Consider the following 17,449-nt stretch of genomic DNA (forward strand, 5'->3'; position numbering starts at 1 on the left):
AAGGCCCCCTGCAAGTGCAGTGCGTGAACGCTATGGCAACGACCTATCCATACCCGGGGGGGGATTCGGCAGTACAATGGGTCTCCACCGAATGGCTTGCACAGCACCTCCAGGATAAGGACCTGACCATCCTTGATACCCAGCCGAACATCCACGAATATGTAAAGGAGCATATCCCGGGGGCCCTCTACGTGAACGAAGGGCTCTTCCGGATCCACACCGGGAACCTTCCCACCGTATGGATCGCCCCCGAGGCGGCGCAGATCCTCCTTCAGACGCTGGGGCTGGACGCCGGGAAACCGGTGGTGGTCTACACCAGTTCGGGACACCTCACGAAGTGCGAGGGATTCGTGGGCGACGGCCTGGAACAGACATTCCTCGCCTATACTCTCGCACGTTTCGGGCACCACAGGGTGTATGTCCTCGACGGCGGGCTTGATAAATGGCGGGCCGAGAAACGGCCGATGACACAGAAGTACCCGACAGCCGGGAGGTCATCGTTCAGGAGCACGGTCATGCGGGACTATTTCATCACATACGACGAGTTCCTGCAGCAGAAGGACAAGCCCGATACTATCGTCCTCGACGCGAGGCCTGCTGCATTTTACGAGGGCCAGGGACCGTGGAGCAAACCCGGCCATATCCCCGGGGCGGTCAGTCTTCCATGGAAGAGCCTGATGGATCCGGGCAATTCCAGGCTCCTTAAACCGGAGGCGGATATCAGGGCGATGCTTCGGGAGAAAGGAGTGAGCCCCGACAAACAGGTCATCTGCTCGTGCGGGACAGGGAGGGAGGCGACGAACGAGTTCATCCTCTTCCGGTTCTTCCTCGGGTTTCCCAGGGTAAAACTCTACGAGGGATCGTTTACCGAGTGGCTGACCTATCCCGATAACCCTACGGTCACCGGGACGAAACCCCGATAACTCCTTTTCCATGTCCGGACACACCGGAACGACATTCGCAGACCCGATACTCCTTTGGAGTTCGGATTGCGGTGAAAAATGATGGATCCTGAAATTGAACTTCAGGCGTTTCGGGATAAGATTCAATCTTCTCTTTAACGGTGCAAAAATCCCTGATCTCTGGAATAGTTTATTATCTCATTTACGGAATATACGATTCGGTGACCTGAGATGTCATTTAAGGATGAGGTACTTGACAAGATTGGCGCACTAATGACCGCAGCATTCGGGCTGGTCGCGGCACTTGCATGGAACGGAGCAATTCAGGAGATCTTCAAGGTAGTATTCGGTACGGCGAGCACCATCGCAGCCCAGCTGACCTATGCGATAGTCGTAACCATTATCGCGGTGATCTTCACCATCTGGATCGCACGGGCGATATCGCATGCCAAGGGGGAAGAGAAGAAGAAGGAAACCACCCCCTGAATTCTCCTTTTCCACCCGGATGACGCTCTTACATTCCGGGAACTCATTCGGCCTACGCCGGAAATAGATGCATCAGTCGACCGGGGTCTGATCCGGTGAGGGTACAACCCCGCCGGCATAGACAGGAGCCCTTAGAGCGTGAACGGATTACCGACCCGGACCAGAGGAACCGGGCTACCCGCAAAGAACAAATCCTCCTGCAGGTGAACAAAAAATTATACCTCACGCCGGCGCCGGAATTGCCCTGACGGTATAGTCCTCGGCGCATTCGCCGTCGAGTTCCGCAACGACCGGCTGAGACTGGCCCGGTGCGAGAGTTCCCACGAATATTGTCCGGCTGTCCCGCACTGCCCCCGAATCTGCATTCACGAGCTCGATGTTCACCTGGATCGGCCCTGTTCCGACCTGGCCGGTATTCGAGACCTGGTAGGTCGCCGTCCAGGTGCACCCCCGGGAGAAGGTCCAGTCAGAGTTCTGGCCCACGAAGTACACGCTCACCTGTTGTCCGTTCCCGAGGTCGTAACGATCCTGCCCTGTCGATACCGGTGCCGAGACGCATCCGGCACCGGCGGTGAGGAGAAGAAGGAGGAGGCAGAGACACGGGGCACACATGACACGGGAATTCATTGTTGCATCCTCGTCTTATCCTCTTCACAGTACGAGGTATACTTTTCCTGTTCCAGGAACGCGTCGATGAGCACCAGGGCGATCATCGCCTCCGCCACCGGGACGATGCGGGGTACGATGCAGGGGTCGTGCCTCCCCTGGACGGAAACGCTGACAGGCGTTCCATGGATATCCGCCGTCTGCTGGGATTTCCCGATGGACGGGGTGGGTTTCACCGCGATACGGGCCACGATCTCGTTTCCGTTGCTGATTCCGCCCAGGATCCCCCCGGCGTGGTTGGAGAGGAACCCTTCCGCCCCCATCTGGTCGTTCTGTTCGCTGCCCTTCATACGGGCGGATGAGAATCCGTTTCCGATTTCCACACCCTTCACCGCACCGATCCCCATAAGTGCGGCCGCGATGGCCGCATCGAGTTTTCCGAACACCGGGTCGCCGAGCCCCGCCGGGCACCCCCGGGCGATGACCTCCACGATGCCGCCCACGGAGTCTTGTTCCCGGGCGGCGTTCCGGATCTCCTCCTCCCAGTCGCAGGGAATGGTCTTTCCGTGGATCTCTTCGACCCTGCCTTCGACCGTGATCCCCCGCATGCCGAGCAGTTTCATCGCCAGGGCTCCGGCGGCGACTCTTGCCGCAGTTTCCCGCCCCGAACTCCGCCCCCCGCCGCGGTGATCCCGGATCCCGTACTTCATCAGGAAAGTATAGTCGGCGTGCCCGGGGCGGAAGACCTCCTTGAGCCTGTCGTAGTCCCCGGGCTGCGCATCCCTGTTCCTTATCAGCATGCAGACCGGTGTCCCGGTCGTCAACCCCGAGAAGACCCCGGAGAGGATCTCTACGGTATCGGATTCTGCTCTCGGGGAACTGAGCGCGCTCGTGCCCGGCCGCCTGCGGTCCATCATCGGCTGCAAGTCTTTCGCCTCCAGCGGGACACCGGGGGGGCACCCGTCGATCACGACGCCGATCGCGGGGCCATGGCTCTCGCCGAAGGTGGTGCACCTGAAATTCCTTCCGAACGTGTTCATTCCATCATCTCCTTGATCTCCGCGGGCGGAACCTGTATCCCCGTAAACCTCCGGAACTGCGCCGCCGCCTGCCGGACGAACATCTCCGGCCCCTGGATGACCCGGGCCCCCGCATTACGGGCCATCCTGATGAGCGGGGTCTCCGGCGGCGTGTACACGAGGTCGAAGATCACCATCCCACTTTTCAGCTGCCCCGGCCGGAGCGGCGAATGATGATCGGGAGTCATTCCCACCGGCGTGGCATTGACCACGACCCCGGGGTCGAGGGCCTCGAACGCCGAGAGCGGGGCATGGGCGCACCCGAACCGTGCGGAGAGCTCTTCTGCCCGCCCGGGGGTCCGGTTCAGGACGGTGACCTCCATCTCCAGGTCCTGGAGGGCGTACACCGCGGCGGCGGCGGCACCCCCCGCCCCGAGGACCACCGCACGCGCTTTCCGGTACTCCGCGAGCGGCCCCCTGATCCCCAGCCAGTCGGTATTGCTTCCGTAGGACTTCCCTCCGCAGTACACCACGGTGTTCACCGCGCCGATCGCATCCGCGTCCCGGTCGAGGTGGTCCAGGGAGGGGATGATCGCCTGCTTGAACGGAATGGTGACGCTCGCCCCCCGGAGGTCGATATCCCCCGCGACACGGACTACGGTCCCGATTTCGGGGTCCTGGAGCCGGGTATAGAATGCGTTCACCCGGTATCGGGAGAACAGGCGGTTGAAGAGCTGCGGGCTCTTGCTATGGGTGCAGGGATACCCCATTATGGCGTACACCCGGGTGAGGGTGTCGGTACCCTCGCCCATGAGGACCTTTTCGATCTCCCCGATATCCTCATGCCCGATCCCGGAAGCACGGATAACCTCCATTCCACGTTCCCTCCGTTTCCAGGAGACCGCCCCCCCGGAGAGGACCCTGTGGATTTCGAGGCTCACTTCGTTCGCGTTCTTGATGGTGGTATCGATGCAGAAATCGGCCGCGGAGAGGTACGCGTCCCTCCTTACGGCCAGGAGCTCGTGGATCTCGTCACGGAGCGGCAGCCTGGTCAGGGACGGTCTGCGGGTATCGCGGATCCTTCGCTCGATGGCGGCCTCGTCCGCCTGCAGCAGGAAGACCGTGCTCCCCTCGCGGAGCTTCCGGACGTTCCCGGGGTCGAGGATGGCGCCTCCGCCGGTGGCGATCACCGCATCCCCTTCGGGAAGCGAGGCGATCACCCTCCGCTCCTTTCTCCGGAACTCTTCCTCGCCCTGTTCTGCAAATATCTCGTAGATGGTCTTTTCCGCAGATTCCTCGATCATCCGGTCGGTATCGAAAAACGGCACGTCGTTTATGTGCGCGAGGAGCCGGCCCACCTCGGTCTTTCCTGTCCCGCGAAATCCGATCAATACCGCCCTCATAGGAGCCCTCCGCTGCGCAGTACGTCCCAGAACCCGGGATACGACTTGTTCACGCACTCCGCATTCGTGATCGTGACACCCCCGGTCCCGAGCCCGAGCACCGCGAAACTCATCGCCGTGCGGTGGTCGTTTCCAGGGTCGATCGTCCCTCCGCGCAGGAGGGAGGGCTCGATCCGGATGCTGTCGTTCACGACCTCGATCTTCCCGCCGAGCGAGGAGAGGAGTCGCTCCGTGCCCGCGAGCCTGTCGCTTTCCTTGTACTTCAGGTGCGATATCCCGGTGATCAGGCTCGGGCTTTCCGCGCACGCCGCAACCATACAAAGGGTCTGTACCGTATCAGGTGATGAAGACATGTCCACCTCGACCCCCTTTAAGGCACAGTCCCGGGTCACCGTCGCCGAGGTCCCCGCCCAGCGGACGGTGCAGCCCATGCGGGAGAGGATGTCCGGAAAATTCCGGTCCCCCTGGCAGGATTCCGGGTTCAGACCGTGAACCGTCACCCGGCCTCCGGTTATCGCAGCCAGGGCGAAAAAATACGAGGCCGATGAGTAGTCCCCTTCGATGGTGTAGTCGGTGCCCCGATAGGGGGTCCCTGACTTCACCTGGAACGATTCGTACCCGGAACGGCGGATCTCTCCGCCGAACACCCGCATGACCTCGAGTGTTATGTCGAGGTAGGACCGGGATACGGGCGTTCCCCGGAGCACGACCTCTATATCGTTCCTGGCGTAGGGAGCGGCGATGAGCACCGAGGTGATGAACTGGCTGGAGATCTCCCCCGGGATTCGGGTGACCCCGCCTTTGAGGTCCCCGGACAATTCCACGGGGGGGAACCCTTCCTGTCCCAGGTAGCGCACGGAACCCCCCAGCTGGACCAGCCCGTCCATGAGAGGGCCGAGCGGCCGCTCTTTCATCCTCGGGGACCCGGTCAGCACCACGGGGCACCCGCACAGGAGTGCGACCGACGAGAGGAGACGCATGCTGGTCCCCGAGTCTCCCATGTCCAGGATTCCTCCTTCGGTGCAGGCGAGTCTTCCCCCGGTCCCCTGAACCCTGACGGCGTCTCCGTCCCGTGCAAAACGGGCACCCATCTGCTCCAGTGCCCGTTCCGTGATCCCGGTGTCGTCGGATACCAGCGGGCGTGAAAGGAGAGAAGGCCCTTCCGCGAGTGCCGCGCATATCATCGCCCGGTGAGTGAAACTCTTCGAGGGCGGGGCGGTCACGGCGAGGCTGACATCCCGGGCTTTACGTATCAGCACGTCCACCCGGGCACCTCCTTCCGGCCGTAGCACCCGAGGTTTTTGACGGTCGTGAGCGCCTTGAGCTCCTCGATGGCATCAACGCATGCAGGCGAGTAGGTGAGGTCGATGAAGAAGACGTACCGCCCCATCCCTCTCTTCGAGGGCCTGGACTCGATCCGGGTGAGATTGATCCCCCGTCTCGAGAACACCCCCAGCAGTTCATGGAGCAGTCCCGCCCGGTCGGACTCCGGGTCCACCAGGATGCTGCACTTGAGGGGATGTTTCTTCTCCGCGGGCACAGCGTCGATGCAGACGAAACGGGTCACGTTGTCCGGGTTGTTTTCCACATTGGGCTGCCGTATTACGAGCCCGTAGAGTTCCGCAGCCCTCCGGGAGACGATCGCCCCCGAATCCGCACACTGGAGCGTGGCGTGTGCGCTCGCGGCGTTGCTGCTGGTATGGATCACCTCCGCCCCGAGCCCCTCTATCACCTCGCTGCACTGCTCGTGGGTCTGCGGATGCACGAAAAGCGTCCTGATATTCCCGGTATCGCGGGGAGAGACAAGGAAATGGTGCACCGGCATGAAGATCTCCGCCGTGATGAACACCCGGTACGCCATGAGCCCGTCGAGGGTCGGCCCCACCCCGCCCGCTTCGCTGTTCTCGAGGGGGACGAGCCCCCGGCGACCGTTCTCTGCGACTTCGCGGAACACCTCCCGGATGGTCGGGACAAGGGTTACCGGCCCGTTCGTCACGCACTCCGCGACCTCGTGGGAGAATGTCCCCTCCGGTCCGAGCGTTACCAGGCTCATCGGGTCACCATGGCCCTGATCAGGGAGTCGGTCAGTTCGAGGGATCGCTCCCGGTACTCACCGAAATCCTCTGCATTCCGGCAGAACATCCGGGTGAAGCCTTCCGCATCGCCTTCCGCGATCCTCGAGGAGAGGTCCTGCACCGCCTCGTTGCAGAGCCGGAGCACCCCCGGCACGAACGGGTTCATGCAGAGCATGTCGGCATACAGCCCGGGGTCCTGGGAGAGCAGACGACCGACGAGCCCGAGCTCGATCTGGTACACGGGGCTCGTGAACTCCTCGGTCATTGCCGGGCTCATCCCTGCTCTCCTCATCGTCTCGGCCATGGAAAGGGTCACGAAATGGGTCAGCCCCTGTACCACCGCCATAATACGGTCATGTTCAAGGGGAGTGCTGAATGTCACCCGCGCCCCCTCGCGGAGAAAGATCCCGGCCATCCGATCCCGTGTCTCCTCCCGGCATCGCTCGGGGCACATGATGATCGTCTGGCGGAGGAGGGAGGGCACAGTCGGCCCGAACATGGGGTGAAGGCCGATCACCTCCGCACGGGACGCGAGCATTGCCTCGACCGGCTCCGCCTTGAGCGAGGTGAGGTCGCACACCAGCTGGTCGGCGGTAAGTACCGGTGTGATCTGCCCGATCACCTTCCGCGTCTCCCGTATGGGAACGGAGACCATCACGATATCCGAACCGGTCACCGCGTCACTTTTCGCCGGATCCGTCTCCCGTCCGGTGGCGACGACCTTGTACCCCGCTCTTGCGAACACCTCCCCGAAGAGGGAGCCCATCCTGCCCCGGCCCCCGATGATGCACACCTGCATCGGTTCACTTCTCCGTGATATGCTCTTTCACCGCCATCCCGAAATGACGTCCACCCTCCATGATACAGCCGAGGATACGATCTCCTGGGGAGAGCTCCACTACGGAGAGGGACGCACCGTCCTCTCCCACGAGGCGGATGGTCTCCGCGTTCTGCAGGACGAGACTCACCTTCGACGACCCCGACTCCGCCTCAACCAGGAGGAGGGGGCGCTTCTCGATCTTTACCCTGCCCACCACGGCGTCGGAGAGGTCTCCCTCCGCATCCGCGACCGTTACCCGGTCGCCGGTCTTCAGGTCCGAGAGGTACGCGGTCTTCCCCCCGGGGAGCAGGATGTACGCATGCACGGCGCCTGCATTAACCCGGAACGGGCGGGGGGCCACGTAAGGGTTCTCCATCGTTTCGGCATGGACCAGCAGGAAGGCCGAGGAGGTGTTCCCCACGAGCATCCCTTCACCCGGGGTGAGCAGGGTGCAGGTATCGACGCAGACCCGGTCCCCCATGCCCACCGGCCGTATCGCGGTGACGGTGAAGGGTACCAGCTCGGCATGCCCGGAAGATTTTCTGACCGCGAGGCCCACCTTTCTCACCATCGCAGGGTCGCATGTCCGGAGTACCACTCCCTTTACCCCTTTCTCAAGGACGGAAAGTGCCAATGCCGCCTCTTTCTCATCTTTGACGACTGCGTAGATCCGGTCGGACTGGGCGACCAGGTTCTCCAGGGGGATCACCGTCCAGTCGCTCGTGGAGACTATCACCGGGCCCTGCACGGATCGTTTCACCGCCTCTTCTTCGTCCGCTTTGCCCTTGATGGTCACCTCGAAGACATCTTTTCCCGGGACCATGTCTCCGTCCGGTGCCACCACCACGATCCTGGAGAGCTCCTTGGCGTTCGACGCCCGGTCGACGACGAGCACGTCCGCCCCGCTCTCGAGCGCCGTGGTGGCGATATTCTTATCCCAGGGGCGGATATCGACCCAGAACTCCTTCATTCCATCTCCTTTAATGCCCGCGCCGGCTCGACGTTGTGGTGCACGACCTTGCAGAGCGCCTGGATGAACTCTTTCGGGTTGTCCCGCTGGAACGCGTTCCTTCCCATGCAGACCCCGGCACCCCCCGCGTGCACCGCTTCCCGGATGGTCTGCAGGGTCTCCAGGTCGCCGGCCTTCTCCCCGCCTGCAACCAGCACCGGGACGGAGCAGGCTTTGACGATCTTCTCGAACGCCGCCTGGTTCCCCGGGTAGTTGGTCTTGATCAGGTCGGCACCCAGTTCCTCGGCAACCCTGACGCAGTGCCCCACCGCCTGGGGTGAGAACGGGTCGATACCCTTCCCCCGGGGGTAGATCATCACCAGGAGGGGCATGCCCCAGCGGTTGCAGTCCTTCACGATCTTTCCCGCGGATTCGAGCATCTTCGACTCGTTCGGCGCCCCCAGGTTTATATGGATGGATACCGCATCCGCTCCGAGGGCCACCGCTTCTTCCACGGTGCAGACCAGCACCTTGTCGTTCGGGTCGGGGTTGAGCGAGGTGCCGGCGGAGAGGTGGATGATAAGCCCGATATCTCTCCCGTGACGCCGGTGACCCCTCTTGACGAGCCCCTTATGCAGTACGATCGCGTTTGCTCCCCCGTCGCTGACCTGCGAGATGATCCAGGTCATATCGAGCAGCCCCTCGATCTGGCCGAGGGTAAACCCGTGGTCCATAGGAATTATCACCGTTTTGCCGGTGTTCCTGTCCATTATCCTCTCGATTCTGATCTCTTTTCCAATCATTGTTTCATTCCCCGAGAATTTTCATTGCTTCTTCGACACTCATACCCTGGTGGATTATCGCCGCTGCCGCCCTTATGAACAGGTCCGGCGTCCTGTGCTGGAAGGCGTTTCTCCCGATGGAGATCCCCGCGGCTCCGCCCTCCATTGCTCCCTCGATCATCTGCAGGGTGGCAAGGTCGCTGGTCTTTGACCCTCCGGCGACCACCACCGGTACCGGGCATCCCCGGGTCACCACCCTGAAACTCTCGGGGTCTCCGGTATAAACCGTTTTCACCAGGTCCGCCCCGAGCTCCGCCGCAACCCTGGCCGCGAGCGCCACGTGCTCGACCTGGTGTTCGTTCTCTATCTTCCTCCCCCGGGGGTACATCATCGCGAGGAGCGGCATTCCCCACTCCATGCACTCGACCGCGACCCTTCCCAGGTCGGAGAGCATCCTCGCCTCCGAGTCCGCTCCCACGTTGATGTGCATCGATACCGCATCCGCCCCCATCTTCATCGCGTTGGTCACCGAATTGACCAGGACCTTGTCGTTGGGGTCCGGCCCGATGGAGGTGCTGGCCGAGAGGTGGAGGATCAGGCCGATGTCCCTCCCTCCCTGCCGGTGCCCGTAGAGTGCGAGCCCGACGTGCCCGAGCACGGCGTTTGCGCCTCCTTCCGCCACGAGGTCCACCGCCCTCCCCATATCGATCAGTCCGTCGATAGGGCCGTTGGTCACCCCGTGGTCCATGGGGACTATGATGGTCTTCTTCGTGTTGCGATCCATGATACGTTCCAGACGAATCTCTTTTCCTCTCATAACAACAACCTCCGCCCTGAAATTCCGCCAGATTATGCGGTTTTCAGAGCGAAAAAAACCCAAAATAACTAAAATAGTCAAAAGTGCAGCCGAGAGCCCGGGCTCCTTCGTTTAACGATGGAGAAACCGGCCGGCCGGGGAGCGCCCTTCGGGCCATGCAAGGAACACAGACTTCGCTAACGGTGGTAAAAACACTCACCGGCGAAAAAACACTCACCTTGCATAGTCAATATGGTTTGCCATCCTTGTATAAAAAGGCTGGGGATACAGGGTCCGCCCCCGATCGGGCCCGGTTCACTGGCATTCGAGGCCCGGCGTCGGGCCACGCAAGGGCGGATCGGCACCCCGGACATCCCACCTTCATCAAAGTGTTGTTTATTGGTCGCCCGATCCGGAGGTATCCGCCCAGGGCTCGAAAAATGAAATTGCACAAAAAATGAATGAGAATCTGACCGAAAATGTCACTTTTTCGGTTTCTTGATGGAGATGACATCTCCGAGGGTGGGCACGACCTTTCCGGCTTTCTTCCGCTCCTCGGCTTCTTCTGGGACGTCCAGCAGCCTGATGCCCAGGGCCCGTTCTATCTTTACCCGCACGTCGTCCTCGGGGATGAGGTCTCCTTTCTCGATCTTCTTGATCAGGAGCTCTTTCTCCTTGATCGACATCGCAAGGTCCTTCTGGGTCAGCCCCTGCTGCATCCGGGCATTCCTGATCCGCTCCCCATAATCGTCGACGATCTCTCCTTCGATCAGGTCGAGGACATCTCGCGACTTGCGCACCGGGAGGCTCATCGCAGGTTTGGCAGCCCCGGGCCTTTTGGGTTCGGTCTTCTTCGGCTGCATGACCTCGGTCCCGTACCGGGCACACTGGCCGCAGACGTCGAGCACCGCTCCCTCAATCCTTACCCTCTTTGGCTGGCCCTGAATCGTGGCGCCACACATTTCGCACTGCATATGCCTCGCAAACTCTTTATAATCATTTTTCCCTATATACTTAATTGAGGCATTAAATGGCAGAGAGCGCCAGGCAACCGAAGGAACCTCAGAATCCGGAAGAGCTGTACAGGTACCTGCTCGACCGGGTGACCAATATGGAGACCCGGAACCTGGAGCTCAGGGAGCAGCTGCGCCAGGTGGAGTCCGATAAGAGGTATATCGAGACCCAGAAGATACGATACGAGCGGGAAGTGCGGAAATTAAAGAGCGAGATCGAGCAGCTCCGAAGCCCGCCCCTGGTTATCGGGACCATTACCGACGTCCTTGACGCGAACCGTGTTATTATACGGAGCAGTGCAGGACCGAGGTTCCTGGTCAAGAGCTCGCTCTGCATCGACCCGGAAAATCTCAAGCCGGGACTCCGGGTAACCCTGAACCAGCAGTCGCTCGCGGTGGTCGACGTCCTCCCGGAGAGCTATGACGCGCAGGTGTACGGCATGGAGGTGGTCGAGACTCCCGAAGAGAGTTATTCGGATATCGGGGGACTCGAACAGCAGGTTATCGAGATCCGTGAGGCAGTCGAGCTGCCCCTGAAAAGGCCCGAACTCTTCGAGAAGATCGGGATCGAACCTCCGAAAGGGGTGCTGCTCCATGGCCCTCCGGGAACCGGCAAGACCCTCCTCGCCCGGGCGGTCGCACACGAAACGAATGCATACTTCCTCAGGGTGGTCGGGTCCGAACTGGTCCAGAAATACATAGGGGAAGGGGCACGGCTCGTCCGGGAACTCTTCGACCTGGCCAAGAAGAAATCCCCGACCATCATCTTCATCGACGAGATCGATGCGGTCGGCGCCACCCGGAGCGACACCACCACGTCGGGCGACCGCGAGGTGCAGCGGACACTGATGCAGCTTCTGGCCGGGATGGACGGGTTCGAACGCCGGGGTGACGTTAAGATCATCGGTGCGACGAACCGGATCGATATCCTCGACCGGGCCCTGCTCCGGCCGGGAAGGTTCGACCGTATTATTGAGATACCACTCCCCGGAGTACAGGGGAGATACAGCATCCTCGAGGTCCATACCCGGGGAATGACCCTGGAGGACGATGTTGACCTGATGGAGATCGCCACCCTCACCGAAGGGAAGAATGGTGCGGACCTGCGGGCCATCTGCATGGAGGCGGGGATGTTCGCCATCCGGCGGGAGCATGACGCGGTCACCCGGGAGGACTTCCTGAAGGCAATCGACAAGATCGGGCTCGATTTCGAGCAGCACCGGCCCCTTGGAAACATCGGGGCGATGTTTGCCTGATTTTTTTCATCCTCTTTTCGTCCATTCTCTTTCCGCAAATACTTCGAAGACCGCAGGGTAATGTAGGGGTCCCGGATTCTTTCCGACACCAGGTGCGGGTCCGATTAACCCTCCAAAGTCACGGATAATATGATATCCGGCGTGATATCCGGAAAAAATTCCGAATTTATCAAAAATCATTAAATATTACAAAAAAAACTATTTTCTCCAGAGGCATTGAAAAAATGAGTTTTCTCAAGGAGTTCAAGGACTTTTTGTACGAATACAAGATCATAGGTCTTGCAATCGCGTTCATCATGGGCCTGGCCGCAAACCAGTTGATCAAATCCCTGGTAGACAACATCATCATGCCGATCATCACCCCGTTCATCCCGGGCGGGGCATGGCAGACGGCGACCCTGCTGCTTGGCCCTATCGTCATCAGCTGGGGTGCGTTCCTTGGGGACCTGGTCTACTTCATTATCGTCGCGCTGGTGATCTTCCTGATCGCAAAGAAACTTTTAAAAGAAGAGAAGGTGGAGAAAAAATAACAGTTGCAGCGTGTTGAATTTTTATTTTTCAGGACTTTACAGGAAGGAGCGACATACCAGTTTTTGATTTCTTCAGGGAACCCCGTCGCGGTGTTATCCGGGAACTCCCTGAAAAAAGCAGAATGAAGGTCAACATTAAAGGGCCCTTTACGACCATTCGGGTCTGATACTAAACCCCGGATCCCTTCGGATTACAGCGTCTCGAACTCGTGTGCCGAGCACCAGACTTCCAGTCCCTGGTCCGTACCTTCCGGTGCAGGGTTCATGGCCTCGCCGGCAGCCATCGCCCGGTCCTCGATGACCTCGCAGTCCCGGATCCCGATGCACCGGCGATACGGCCAGGGCGGCTGGAGGATCACGCTCCTGTCATAGTACACCTGCTGTGCCAGCGCGTGCGTGCAGTAAATCCCGGGCGAGACCTCGAAGAAGACCTCCCGCATATAGCGCCGGACGTACCAGCGAAGGTCCGCGACAAGCGAGAGGGCGCTCCCGAGCGTGGAGATGCGGACGATCATCCCCACGGGAACCTTCTCGGGGTGGTAAAACCGGAGGGCCCGCCGGCTCGTCTCGGAGAGCAGGAGGGCCGAATACAGGTCCACCCCCTCCTTCTGGAGCAACAGGATCCTCATCGTTCACCCCTATGTGCTATTTATCATGAATCACGGAAATATTTTGCCCGGATTCGTACGGAAAAAACCGGATTTTAAAAAATCGTGTGATCCATTTGATGGAAACAGGCCGACGGAATGAAATGCCGGAGGCATTTTCATTGTTAAAAAATGAGGTCAGGTATACATCCTGGTGTCTACCAGGACCTCTGCCTTGACCTTCTTCACCGCGTCGATGAAGTCCTGCTGGGAGACCCCGCTCGCCTCCCTCCGGACCGCCGCCATCCCCGCTTCCCGGCAGATCGCCTGGAGTTCGGCCCCTGTGGTATTCTCGGTCATCGAGACGATGGTGTCCAGGTCTACACCCTTCATGTTCATCTTCCGGGAGTGGATCTTCAGGATCTCCCTGCGGGCATCCCGGTCCGGGAGGGGGATGGCGATCACACGATCGAACCTGCCGGGGCGGAGGAGTGCCGGGTCCAGCATGTCAACGCGGTTCGTCGCGGCCATTATCCTGACCTCTCCCCGGTTGTCGAAGCCGTCCATCTCCGCGAGGAGCTGCATCATCGTCCTCTGGACCTCGGCACTTCCAGAAGTACCGTCGTTCGTCCTCGTGCTCCCCACCGCGTCGATCTCATCGATGAACACGATCGCCGGGGAACGCTCCCGGGCCATCATGAACAGCTCCCGGACCAGCTGGGCACCTTCGCCGATATATTTGTGCACCAGTTCGCTCCCCGACATGCGGATGAACGTCGCCCTCGCCTGGTGGGCGACCGCCTTGGCGATAAGGGTCTTCCCGGTACCGGGCGGACCGTAGAGCAGGATTCCCTTCGGGGGCTCGACACCAACGCGTTCGTAAATCTCCGGTCTGGTGAGCGGGTACTCCACCGCTTCCCGCACCTCCTCGATCTCCTTCTTCAGGCCGCCGACCTGTGCGAAGGTCACATCGGGAGATTCGTCGAGCTCCATTACCCGGACCCTCGAGTCAAAGATGTTCCCCACCACTTTCACGATCGAGAGCGCATTGTTTACCGCCACCTTGCTCCCGGGCTTGAGCTGTTTGTAGAGCTCATCGTTCACATGGGTCAGGTATTCCTGGTTATTTCCCTGCTGCCGGAGATAGACCTCGCCATTGTCCATCAGGTCCACGACCACCGCGATAAAAAGCGGCATTCTCTTCAACTGGTTGTTCTCCCGTTTGAGCTGGGAGTTCTCCCTCTGCAGCTCGTCGATCCTGACCTTGAGGTCGAGGACCTGGGACTCGAGATCCTGGATTTTTAGCTGGTTTTTGATTTCGGTATCGTTACCGACATTTTTGGCGACGGTATCTTCCATATCAGCTATTATATCTCCCCGTTCACACATTTATTACGTGTGATTATGCTCATCAGGGGGCGTGGCATCTCAAAAGGAACCGGAGAGGGCGATCTCCTCGTGTCACCGGTACCGATCTCGTTTCTCTCCGGGGTCGACCCGGATTCGGGGGTGATTGTTGAGAAAGGCCATCCCCTGGAAGGGAGGAGCATGGCGGGGAAGGTCATGGTATTTCCCTACGGGAAAGGATCCACCGTCGGGTCGTACGTGCTGTATGCACTCTCCAGGAACGGGCACGGGCCGGCTGCGATCATCAACAGTGAAGCGGAGCCGATAATCGCGGTGGGAGCCATCATCGGCGATATCCCGATGGTCGACCGGCTGGACATCGACCTTTCTGAACTAAAGGACGGCATCCGCGCCAGGGTCGACGGGGACAGGGGAGAGGTGGAATACCCGGCGAATCCCGTCTCTTAACCGCCGGAACTGGTAGTAACTGGTAGTCTATGCAACCCGGCGACCTTTCTTCATCAATTCCCGGTTCTCCTGTAATCCCCGGTTCTCCCGGCACTCACGTATGCTGGAGGCTCATTCATGCCGCAAGGAATTCTTACGCGGCACTGTATGCGGCGTGCGAGAAAGAAGGGATCATTCTTGCGCCTGCAAAGGGCCCTCGTCCGGGCATCACCGTCTACAGCCTGAACAGCCTGAACGAAAAACGCTACCGGAAGGAGATCCGGGACGCGGACTCCGTTACCATCGTCGGCGGGCCACATGCCACGGCCTGTTACGAATCGGTGAGCGAGTATGCGGATTACGTGGTGGTGGGGGAGGGGGAATTCGCACTTCCCGCCCTGATCAGGCACATCACCGAGGGACGAACCGGGAAGATCCCCGGGACGGCGACACGCGAGGGCTATGTGCCGGCCGAATATTGCGTACGCCTGGATGCATATCCCCCGTTCTCCCACATGAAGGGTTACGTTGAGATCAGCAGGGGGTGCCCGTTCCGGTGCGGGTACTGCCAGACACCCCGGATGTTCGGTCACAGGATGCGCCATCGCTCCCTGGACTCGATCGCCCTCCATGCCTCCCGTTATCGCGACGCCCGGTTCGTCACTCCGAATGCCCTGGCGTACGGGTCCGACGGGACCCGGCCCCGGCTGGAAAAGGTGGAGGCGCTCTTGAAAAGACTCGACAATAACATATATTTTGGTACGTTTCCGAGCGAAGTGCGCCCGGAATTCGTCACCGATGCGGCACTGGACCTGGTGACCACCTACTGCGCGAACACCCGCCTGCACTTCGGGGGCCAGTCCGGAAGCGACAGGGTCCTTCGCGAGCTCCTTCGCGGCCACAGCGCGCATGATACCATGACCGCGGTCGATCGTTGCCATGAGCACGGGATTATACCTGTTGTGGACTTTATCGTGGGTTTTCCGTTCGAGTCCGACGAAGAACAGCGCGAGACCGCCCGGGCTATCCGGGAGGTATGCCGAGGGGGAAAAGTTCATGTGCACCGCTTCATTCCGCTGCCCGGAACCCCCCTCGCAGGGGCCCGACCGAGGAAAATACTCCCGGAAATCGACCGTTGCCTTGGATCGCTCTCACTTCACGGAAAACTTACCGGTTCCTGGGGTGATCCTCAGATAAGGTTTTGTTCCTGACCTTCGAATTTATACAGCATGATGGATGTGCTCCTGTTAGCAGATCTCCATGGCCAATACGGCCAGATCGAGTCTTTCCTGGATCTGGGACCGGATGTGGTTTTTATTGCGGGCGACATCACCAATATGGGCCCTGCAGAAGAGGTTGAATCACTTATGTCCAGGATTGACGTACCCTGCTTCGCGGTTCCAGGGAACTGCGACCCCAGGGAAGTCGTGGACGTCCTGGAACGGTCCGACTGCGTGTGCCTTCACGGGTCCCAGATCAACCTGGGCAAGATCACCATTGCAGGAGTCGGGGGGTCGAATCCCACGCCGTTCAATACGCCCTTCGAACTCACCGACAAGCAGATCGACGACATCCTGCATTCGGTCATCCCCAAAATGGAGCGTTCTACCCATAATGTGCTCATATCGCACGCCCCGCCCTTCGGGGTGCTCGACACCGCGGCGGGAAACCACGTGGGAAGCGCAAGCGTGCGCCGCCACATGAAATCGTTCGACCTGGTCTGCTGTGCACATATTCACGAGCAGCGGGGGATCACCGAGGAGGAAGGGGTGAAGGTCGTCAACCCGGGGATGGCCGCGATGGGGCAGTGCGCCATGATCCGCTTCGGTCAGGACGCGAAGGAGATCTCGATAGAACTGCTCAGCGTGTAGCCAGGAGAAGTTCCAGGTACGAGGTGAGTATGGGCGTGCCCGAAATGCCCAGCTCCCGGGCAATATCTTCTATCAGTTTTTCCGGATCCTTAAGGTCTATCCTGTTCGGGGCTTCGATCTCCACGAAGGTCCCCAGTCCTTCCACGGTATCGAGGGATATCGTCGCGCCACGGAACCGGTAATTTTCCCGCGTCTTCCTGACTTCCGCGACCTTGAAAAAACCCAAAGACGTGAGCAGGACCTCGAACTCTTCCCCCGAGGCGATATCCACGTTGATCTCCTCACGGGCCTTGAAGTGGTAATCCTTCTTTTTCGGTCCCTTGTAGGTGAGGATGCACCGCCCGTCGAGGTACCGTATCCGGAGCGCCTCGTCCGTGGTCCCGAAGTCCCGGTGGGGAGCGTTGAAATAGGAATCTCTCTCCGCAAAGGTCCCGAGCGGGGTCCCGTGGGAGATTAAAAGGCGTTCCCGCACCGGTTCGAGCGCAGGGACGCGCAACTTGCATTCAATCTCGAGCATGACGTTCCACAGGTTTATCTATTTTCATCGCTTTGATATATAG

Annotated in this window: 20 protein-coding genes; 7 read left to right on the top strand and 13 right to left on the bottom strand. The window is 60.1% G+C overall.

Features of this window, described 5'->3' with window-relative positions:
- Positions 1-32 precede the first annotated feature (32 nt).
- Positions 33-923, top strand: coding sequence for a sulfurtransferase (locus J2741_RS01960; protein ID WP_245249562.1), 891 nt, complete (start codon positions 33-35; stop codon positions 921-923).
- Between the two features lie 210 nt (positions 924-1,133).
- On the top strand, positions 1,134-1,388 hold the full coding sequence (locus tag J2741_RS01965; RefSeq protein WP_209673373.1) for a DUF5654 family protein: 255 nt from the start codon (positions 1,134-1,136) through the stop codon (positions 1,386-1,388).
- 222 nt (positions 1,389-1,610) lie between these two features.
- On the opposite strand, the gene J2741_RS01970 is transcribed toward J2741_RS01965, so the two are convergent.
- The 10 genes from J2741_RS01970 to J2741_RS02015 all read right to left on the bottom strand — a co-directional run bounded on the left by J2741_RS01970 (position 1,611) and on the right by J2741_RS02015 (position 10,812).
- Positions 1,611-2,015, bottom strand: coding sequence for a DUF7490 domain-containing protein (locus J2741_RS01970; RefSeq protein WP_209673374.1), 405 nt, complete (start codon positions 2,013-2,015; stop codon positions 1,611-1,613).
- Positions 2,012-3,034: a chorismate synthase gene (locus J2741_RS01975; protein WP_209673375.1), complete on the bottom strand. Its 1,023-nt coding sequence runs from the start codon at positions 3,032-3,034 to the stop codon at positions 2,012-2,014. The genes J2741_RS01970 and J2741_RS01975 overlap by 4 nt, the downstream gene beginning before the upstream one ends.
- Positions 3,031-4,416: a shikimate dehydrogenase gene (gene aroE / locus J2741_RS01980; protein ID WP_209673376.1), complete on the bottom strand. Its 1,386-nt coding sequence runs from the start codon at positions 4,414-4,416 to the stop codon at positions 3,031-3,033. The genes J2741_RS01975 and aroE overlap by 4 nt, the downstream gene beginning before the upstream one ends.
- Positions 4,413-5,681 carry a 3-phosphoshikimate 1-carboxyvinyltransferase gene (gene aroA, locus J2741_RS01985; RefSeq protein ID WP_209673377.1) on the bottom strand — a complete coding sequence of 423 codons (1,269 nt, stop codon included), beginning with the start codon at positions 5,679-5,681 and terminating at the stop codon, positions 4,413-4,415. The genes aroE and aroA overlap by 4 nt, the downstream gene beginning before the upstream one ends.
- Complete coding sequence (locus J2741_RS01990; RefSeq protein WP_209673378.1) at positions 5,669-6,469, bottom strand: prephenate dehydratase; 801 nt, start codon at positions 6,467-6,469, stop codon at positions 5,669-5,671. Before J2741_RS01990 ends, aroA begins: the two co-directional genes overlap by 13 nt.
- Positions 6,466-7,290: a prephenate dehydrogenase/arogenate dehydrogenase family protein gene (locus J2741_RS01995; RefSeq protein ID WP_209673379.1), complete on the bottom strand. Its 825-nt coding sequence runs from the start codon at positions 7,288-7,290 to the stop codon at positions 6,466-6,468. The genes J2741_RS01990 and J2741_RS01995 overlap by 4 nt, the downstream gene beginning before the upstream one ends.
- A gap of 4 nt (positions 7,291-7,294) precedes the next feature.
- Positions 7,295-8,281 (bottom strand): 3-dehydroquinate synthase II, encoded by a 987-nt coding sequence (locus J2741_RS02000; RefSeq protein WP_209673380.1) that lies wholly within the window; start codon positions 8,279-8,281, stop codon positions 7,295-7,297.
- Entirely contained in the window at positions 8,278-9,063 is a 786-nt protein-coding gene (locus J2741_RS02005) for a 2-amino-3,7-dideoxy-D-threo-hept-6-ulosonate synthase (protein WP_209673381.1), read from the bottom strand. The genes J2741_RS02000 and J2741_RS02005 overlap by 4 nt, the downstream gene beginning before the upstream one ends.
- Positions 9,064-9,067: 4 nt before the next feature.
- Positions 9,068-9,859, bottom strand: a complete 792-nt coding sequence (locus J2741_RS02010) for a 2-amino-3,7-dideoxy-D-threo-hept-6-ulosonate synthase (RefSeq protein ID WP_209673382.1) — start codon at positions 9,857-9,859, stop codon at positions 9,068-9,070.
- A 461-nt stretch (positions 9,860-10,320) separates the two neighbouring features.
- Entirely contained in the window at positions 10,321-10,812 is a 492-nt protein-coding gene (locus J2741_RS02015) for a multiprotein bridging factor aMBF1 (protein ID WP_209673383.1), read from the bottom strand.
- 56 nt (positions 10,813-10,868) lie between these two features.
- On the opposite strand from J2741_RS02015, the gene J2741_RS02020 reads away from it, so the two are divergent.
- Together J2741_RS02020 and J2741_RS02025 are read left to right on the top strand one after the other, a co-directional pair.
- Positions 10,869-12,107, top strand: a complete 1,239-nt coding sequence (locus tag J2741_RS02020; protein WP_209673384.1) for a proteasome-activating nucleotidase — start codon at positions 10,869-10,871, stop codon at positions 12,105-12,107.
- A 224-nt stretch (positions 12,108-12,331) separates the two neighbouring features.
- Positions 12,332-12,637 carry a large conductance mechanosensitive channel protein MscL gene (locus tag J2741_RS02025; protein ID WP_209673385.1) on the top strand — a complete coding sequence of 102 codons (306 nt, stop codon included), beginning with the start codon at positions 12,332-12,334 and terminating at the stop codon, positions 12,635-12,637.
- Positions 12,638-12,828: 191 nt separating this feature from the next.
- Here the strand turns inward: J2741_RS02025 and J2741_RS02030 are convergent, their stop codons facing one another.
- On the bottom strand, positions 12,829-13,266 hold the full coding sequence (locus tag J2741_RS02030) for a DUF5804 family protein (protein WP_209673386.1): 438 nt from the start codon (positions 13,264-13,266) through the stop codon (positions 12,829-12,831).
- Positions 13,267-13,422: 156 nt separating this feature from the next.
- A complete protein-coding gene (locus J2741_RS02035) occupies positions 13,423-14,583 on the bottom strand; it encodes a proteasome-activating nucleotidase (RefSeq protein ID WP_209673387.1) in 1,161 nt (386 codons plus the stop codon).
- A 45-nt stretch (positions 14,584-14,628) separates the two neighbouring features.
- Between J2741_RS02035 and J2741_RS02040 the strand changes: the two genes are divergently transcribed.
- Genes J2741_RS02040 through J2741_RS02050 form a run of 3 tightly spaced genes read left to right on the top strand, consistent with a single transcriptional unit; the run spans position 14,629 to position 16,889 of the window.
- Complete coding sequence (locus J2741_RS02040) at positions 14,629-15,039, top strand: DUF126 domain-containing protein (protein ID WP_209673388.1); 411 nt, start codon at positions 14,629-14,631, stop codon at positions 15,037-15,039.
- Between the two features lie 29 nt (positions 15,040-15,068).
- Positions 15,069-16,229 carry a TIGR04013 family B12-binding domain/radical SAM domain-containing protein gene (locus J2741_RS02045; RefSeq protein ID WP_209673389.1) on the top strand — a complete coding sequence of 387 codons (1,161 nt, stop codon included), beginning with the start codon at positions 15,069-15,071 and terminating at the stop codon, positions 16,227-16,229.
- 18 nt (positions 16,230-16,247) lie between these two features.
- On the top strand, positions 16,248-16,889 hold the full coding sequence (locus J2741_RS02050; RefSeq protein WP_209673390.1) for a metallophosphoesterase family protein: 642 nt from the start codon (positions 16,248-16,250) through the stop codon (positions 16,887-16,889).
- On the opposite strand, the gene cyaB is transcribed toward J2741_RS02050, so the two are convergent.
- On the bottom strand, positions 16,879-17,406 hold the full coding sequence (cyaB, locus tag J2741_RS02055) for a class IV adenylate cyclase (RefSeq protein WP_209673391.1): 528 nt from the start codon (positions 17,404-17,406) through the stop codon (positions 16,879-16,881). The two genes, J2741_RS02050 and cyaB, sit on opposite strands and share 11 nt — an antisense overlap.
- Between the last annotated feature and the right edge of the window lie 43 nt (positions 17,407-17,449).

The sequence above is a fragment of the Methanolinea mesophila genome, assembly GCF_017873855.1.
GTDB classification, from domain to species: Archaea; Halobacteriota; Methanomicrobia; order Methanomicrobiales; family Methanospirillaceae; genus Methanolinea_B; species Methanolinea_B mesophila.